Source organism: Frateuria defendens (assembly GCF_001182895.1).
Lineage (GTDB): Bacteria > Pseudomonadota > Gammaproteobacteria > Xanthomonadales > Rhodanobacteraceae > Frateuria_B > Frateuria_B defendens.
This window is the reverse complement of the sequence record NZ_LFQR01000119.1, coordinates 1-5,678: the sequence shown is the minus strand read 5'-3', so window position 1 is coordinate 5,678 and position 5,678 is coordinate 1. Positions and strand designations below refer to the sequence as shown.

Below are 5,678 nucleotides of genomic sequence, written 5' to 3'. Positions count from 1 at the left end.
GCGCCGCATCGGGGTGCCGTTTCTCTTGGTTACTTCTCTTTGGGCAAGCAAAGAGAAGTAACTCGCTCATCGGCAGATGAGCGAAACCCCGGCCCAAGGGGCCGGCCAGGTCGCGCCCAACCCTCTCCGCTTCCTCAAAAGCCAACGCCACCATTCGCGCCTCCCCGCGTGCCCCAACAGAGGATAAGGAAACAAAGCGCGCCGGCCCCCATGCCGCGTCGGAAAACCGACTCCACCTCGCCGACGCCCGCGTCAGCGGCCATCCCACCACCCCGCCAACCCAAGCCCAGCAAGGCTTCCGCCCCCTTGGCACACGACTTGCCAGACGAACCGCGCGGACCACCCGGGCCCGCCGCGGAGGCAAGAGCAGATGAATCCACCCGTCGACAACCTGTTCGGACTGCACACCGGCGCGCTGGAACTGTGGCAGCGCCGCAGCGAAGTGCTGGCCAGCAACCTCGCCAACGCCGACACCCCCGGCTACCTCGCGCGCGACCTCGACTTCCGCAAGGCGCTGTCGGCGCAGGGCGGTGACGGCGCGCTGGCGCTGGCGGCGCCGACGCCGGGGCAGATCGACACGGCTTCGCAGGCCGCCGGCACCGCGGCCTACCGCGTGCCGAGCCAGCCGAGCATGGACGGCAACACTGTCGACACCCAGCAGGAGCAGGCCGCCTTCGCCGGCAACAGCGTGCACTACCAGGCCAGCCTGGCCTTCATCACCGCGCAGGTGCAGATGCTGCGCACTGCCATCACCGGAGGCCAGAGCTGATGTCCCTGTTCAAGATCTTCGACGTGGCCGGCTCCGGCATGGCCGCGCAGTCGCTGCGGCTCAACACGGTGGCGAGCAACCTCGCCAACGCCGACAGCGTGAGCGGCAGCCCCGACACCGCCTACCGCGCCAAGGAGCCGCTGTTCGCCGCGGCGCGCGAGCAGGCCGGGCGCCAGTTCGCCGGCACGGCGGACGGCCGCAACGGCGACGGCGAGGCCGCCGTGCGCACGCTGGGCGTCAGCGAGAGCCAGCGCCCGGTGGAGAGCCGCTACGAGCCCGGCAACCCGATGGCCGACGCCAGCGGCTACGTGTACGGCAGCAACGTCAACCCGATCGACGAGCTGGTCAACATGATCTCCGCCTCGCGCTCCTACCAGAACAACGTCGAGGTGATGAACACCACCAAGCAGCTGCTGGTGAAGACCCTCGACCTCGGCAAGTGACCGGAGCGCCAAGCATGAGCAACCCGATCAACAACATCCCCTCCGCGCCGGGCGCTTCGTCCGGCACCTCGGGCACGGCCTCGAGCGGCGGCCTGGCCGGCAGCTCGATGAGCCAGGCCGACTTCCTGAAGCTGATGACCGCCCAGCTGCAGGCGCAGGACCCCACCAACCCGATGGACAACTCGCAGTTCGTGGCACAGCTGGCGCAGTTCAGCCAGCTCTCGGCCACGCAGGATCTCAACACCAACCTGCAGTCGCTGAGCAGCAACCTGGGCAGCTCGCTGCAGACCACGCAGGTGCTGAGTTCCTCGAACCTGATCGACCGCAACGTGCTGGTGCCCGCCTCCCACGTGGCCTATGCGGGCAGCAGCATGTCAGGCGCGGTGAACCTGCCCGCCGACGGCACGGCGGCGGTGACGGTGAAGAACGCCGCCGGCCAGGTGGTGCGCACGATCGACCTGGGCAGCCAGGCCGGGGGCCTGGCGTCGTTCACCTGGGACGGCCTGGACGACAACGGGCAGACCGTGCCGGCCGGCACCTACAGCGTGTCGGCGAGCAGCGGCGGCAACGCGCTGGACACCTACGTCGCCGGCAAGGTCAGCGGCGTGGGCTATGGCGGCAGCAGCGTGGGCACCTACCTGCAGGTGGCCGGCGTGGGCGGCGTGCCGCTGAGCCAGGTCGCGCAGATTCTCTGACGCCGGATTTCCCGACGGCCGCTGCGCGACGGCCGGTTTTTACGACAGCCGATTCACGACAGCCGATTCACGACGGCACTTCCGCTTCCCGCTTCCACTTCCCGAGGATTCAAGCATGGCACTCAACCAGGCGCTCAGCGGCATCAACGCGGCCCAGTCCGACCTCAACGTCATCTCCAACAACATCGCCAACGCCAACACCACCGGTTTCAAGGGCTCGCGGGCGGAGTTCGCGGACGTCTACGCCACCACCGGCCTCAACCTCAACGCCACCACCGTGGGCAGCGGCGCGCGCCTGGCGGACGTGGCGCAGCAGTTCAACCAGGGCGACATCGAGACCACCGGCAACAGCCTGGACCTCGCCATCAGCGGCAACGGCTTCTTCACCGTGAACACCGGCAGCGGCTACGCCTACACGCGCGCCGGCGCGTTCCACCAGAACCCCGACGGCGAAGTGGTGAACAGCGAGGGCTACCACCTGCAGGTGTACCCCTACAACGCGGGCACCGACAGCTTCGACACCAGTGCGCTGAACAACCTCAACCTGGTCACCGCGCAGAGCACGGCCACGGCGACCGGCACGGCCACCATCGCCTCCAACCTGCCGGCCAGCGCCGGCGTGCCGGCCACGGTGCCCTTCAGCACCAGCGACTCCACCAGCTACACCAACACCAATACCTTCACCGTGTACGACTCGCTGGGTACCTCGCACCAGGCCTCGGTGTACTACGTGAAGACCGGCGTCAACAGCTGGGACGCGCACCTGTACGTGGACGGCAACAACGCCGGCACCAGCCAGCTCACTTTCGGCCCCAACGGCACCCTGGCCGGCAGCACCAGCGCCAGCGGCGCGGCGGGCGTCAACGGCAAGGTGAGCTTCAACGCGGTCAACTACGGCAACGGCGCCACCACGCAGGCGCTGACCCTGGACTTCGGCAAGACCACCCAGTTCGGCACCGACTACTCGGGCGGCACCGTCAACCAGGACGGCTACCCGGCCGGCGTGCTGTCGTCCATCGACATCAACGGCGCGGGCGTGGTGGTGGCCAACTACTCCAACGGCCAGAGCAGCAAGATCGGCCAGCTGGCGGTGGCCAACTTCGCCAACATGCAGGGCCTGCGCCAGCTCGGCAACACCGCCTGGGCGGCCAGCACCGACTCGGGCGTGCCGGTGATGGGCACGGCCAGCAGCGGCCAGTTCGGCACCATCCAGTCGGGCGCGCTGGAGGAGTCGAACACCGCCGACACCACCGCGCAGCTGGTGGACATGATCAAGGCGCAGCGCAACTACCAGGCCAGTGCGCAGGTGCTCGGCACCGACAACACGCTGACCAGCGCGCTGTTCAACGCCGTCTCCCGCTGAGCCTTGAGCGATGGACCGTTCCGTCTACATCGCGATGACCGGGGCCACGCAGATCATGCGGGCCCAGGACGCGGTCAGCCACAACCTGGCCAATGCCTCCACCACCGGCTTCAAGAGCGAGCTGGCCGCGTTCCAGAGCGTGCCGGTGCTCGGCCCCGGCGAGGCCTCGCGCATCAACGCGGTGGCCCAGGGCGTGGGGCAGGACAACCAGGAAGGCCCGCTCAAGCACACCGGCCGCTCGCTGGATGTGGCCGTGCGCGGCAGCGGCTGGATCGCGGTGCAGGCGGCCGACGGCAGCGAGGCCTACACGCGCGCCGGCGACCTGCAATTGACCCCCGACGGCACCCTGACCGACGCCGCCGGCAACCCGGTGCTGGGCAACGGCGGCCCGATCAACGTGCCCGACAGCACCCAGATCACCATCGGCGACGACGGCACCGTCTCCAGCGTGCCGCTGGGGCAGGGGCCGAACACGGTGGCGGCGGTCGAGCGCATCAAGCTGGTCAACCCCGACCCCGCGCAGCTGGTGAAGGGCGCGGACGGCCTGATGCGCCTGGCCGGCGGTGGCGCGGCCGACGCGGACGCCACCGTGGAGCTGTCCGCCGGCGCGCTGGAGGGCAGCAACGTCAACCCGTCCACCGAGCTGGTGCACATGATCGCGCTGTCGCGCCAGTACGAGATGCAGGTGCGCTCGATGAAGACGGCGGAGGACGACGCCGACGCCAGCACCAAGCTGCTGCAGGCCAACTGATGCGCAGCGCACGAACCATGACGGCCGCAAGCCATCCGGTTGAATCCGGGCCGGCCACCACGACGCGGAGCGAGTGATGTTCTCTTCCCTTTGGATCGCCAAGACCGGCCTCGACGCGCAGCAGACGCGCATGGACGCCATCTCCAACAACCTGGCCAACGCCAGCACCACCGCGTACAAGCTCTCGCGCCCCGAGTTCCAGGACCTGATGTACCAGAACAACGGGCAGCCCGGCGGCCAGACCACCGAGCAGACGCAGTCGCCCTCGGGCCTCTTGATGGGCACCGGCGTGCGCGTGGTGGGCAACGAGAAGCTGTTCACCCAGGGCGCGGTGACGCAGACCGGCAACTCGCTGGACGTGGCCATCCAGGGCCGCGGCTTCCTGCAGGTGACGATGCCCGACGGCACCGTGGCCTACACCCGCGACGGCCAGCTGCACACCGACTCCAACGGCCAGCTGGTGACCGCCGACGGCTACGCCATCGAGCCGGCCATCACCCTGCCCAACAATGTGCAGAGCATCACCATCGGCACCGACGGCACCGTCACCGCCACGGCCACCGGCACCGCCGCGCCGGTGCAGGTGGGCACCTTGCAGCTGGCCGACTTCGTCAACCCCGCCGGCCTGCAGCCGATGGGCCAGAACCTGTACCAGGAGACCGCCTCCAGCGGCGTGCCCCAGGCCGGGCAGCCGGGGCTCAACGGCATGGGCACGCTGCAGCAGGGCTCGCTCGAATCCTCCAACGTCAACGTGGTGGAGGAGATGGTCAACATGATCGAGACCCAGCGCACCTACGAGATGAACTCCAAGGCCATCAGCGCGGTGGACGGCATGCTGCAGTTCATCAGCAGCCATACCTGAGCGCGCCACGATGCCGATCCTGCCTTCCGCCTCCCGTCTCCTCGCCGCCGCCGCGCTGCTGGCGACCCTGGCCGGCTGCGCCATGCAGCCGCCGCGCGACGACGGCAACTGGGCCGCCACCCTGCCGAGCGAGGACGTGGCGCCGCCGCCGGCGGACGGCTCGATCTACCACGACGCGCAGGGCATGGAGCTGTTCGCCGACCCGCGCGCGCACCGCGTGGGCGACATCCTCACCATCGTGCTGGTGGAGAGCACGCAGGCCAGCAAGAAGGCCACCACCAGCACCAGCAAGAGCGACAAGACCGCCATCGACGCGCCCACCCTCCTCGGCCAGACCCTGCGCCTGGGCGGCAAGGACGCCACCATCGGCACCAATGGCGACCGCAGCTTCGACGGCACCGGCTCCAGCAGCCAGAGCAACCAGCTCACCGGCGAGATCACCGTTACCGTGGCCAAGCGCCTCTCCAACGGCAACCTGCTGGTGCGCGGCGAGAAGTGGCTGACCATCAACCAAGGCCAGGAGCTGGTGCGCATTGCCGGCATCGTGCGGCCGCAGGATATCGGCCAGGACAACACGGTGGATTCCACCCGCGTGGCGGATGCGCGCATCGCCTATACGGGGCGCGGCACGCTGGCGGATGCGAACACGCGCGGGTGGCTGTCGCGGTTCTTCAATTCCAAGTGGATGCCGTTCTGATGCAGCGCTTCGAATCCATGCCGGCGACGGATGCGGACAAGCACGAGGCCGCGAGCCCGCCCGGCACGCCGGCTTCCGCTCCCCTCGGGGGAGCGCGA

Annotated in this window: 7 protein-coding genes; all 7 read left to right on the top strand. The window is 69.2% G+C overall.

The window, feature by feature from the left end; genetic code table 11:
- The first annotated feature begins 370 nt into the window (after positions 1 to 370).
- The 7 genes from flgB to flgH all read left to right on the top strand — a co-directional run bounded on the left by flgB (position 371) and on the right by flgH (position 5,580).
- Positions 371 to 769 (top strand): flagellar basal body rod protein FlgB, encoded by a 399-nt coding sequence (gene flgB / locus ACH65_RS14765; protein ID WP_049623380.1) that lies wholly within the window; start codon positions 371 to 373, stop codon positions 767 to 769.
- Positions 769 to 1,212, top strand: a complete 444-nt coding sequence (gene flgC, locus ACH65_RS14760) for a flagellar basal body rod protein FlgC (protein WP_049623379.1) — start codon at positions 769 to 771, stop codon at positions 1,210 to 1,212. Before flgB ends, flgC begins: the two co-directional genes overlap by 1 nt.
- A gap of 14 nt (positions 1,213 to 1,226) precedes the next feature.
- Entirely contained in the window at positions 1,227 to 1,907 is a 681-nt protein-coding gene (locus tag ACH65_RS14755; RefSeq protein WP_064504874.1) for a flagellar hook assembly protein FlgD, read from the top strand.
- Positions 1,908 to 2,022: 115 nt separating this feature from the next.
- Positions 2,023 to 3,270: a flagellar hook protein FlgE gene (gene flgE, locus ACH65_RS14750; protein ID WP_049623378.1), complete on the top strand. Its 1,248-nt coding sequence runs from the start codon at positions 2,023 to 2,025 to the stop codon at positions 3,268 to 3,270.
- A gap of 10 nt (positions 3,271 to 3,280) precedes the next feature.
- Positions 3,281 to 4,021: a flagellar basal-body rod protein FlgF gene (flgF, locus tag ACH65_RS14745; RefSeq protein WP_049623377.1), complete on the top strand. Its 741-nt coding sequence runs from the start codon at positions 3,281 to 3,283 to the stop codon at positions 4,019 to 4,021.
- Positions 4,022 to 4,097: 76 nt separating this feature from the next.
- Positions 4,098 to 4,883, top strand: coding sequence for a flagellar basal-body rod protein FlgG (flgG, locus tag ACH65_RS14740; RefSeq protein WP_049623376.1), 786 nt, complete (start codon positions 4,098 to 4,100; stop codon positions 4,881 to 4,883).
- 10 nt (positions 4,884 to 4,893) lie between these two features.
- Positions 4,894 to 5,580 carry a flagellar basal body L-ring protein FlgH gene (gene flgH / locus ACH65_RS14735; RefSeq protein WP_049623375.1) on the top strand — a complete coding sequence of 229 codons (687 nt, stop codon included), beginning with the start codon at positions 4,894 to 4,896 and terminating at the stop codon, positions 5,578 to 5,580.
- Positions 5,581 to 5,678: the final 98 nt, after the last annotated feature.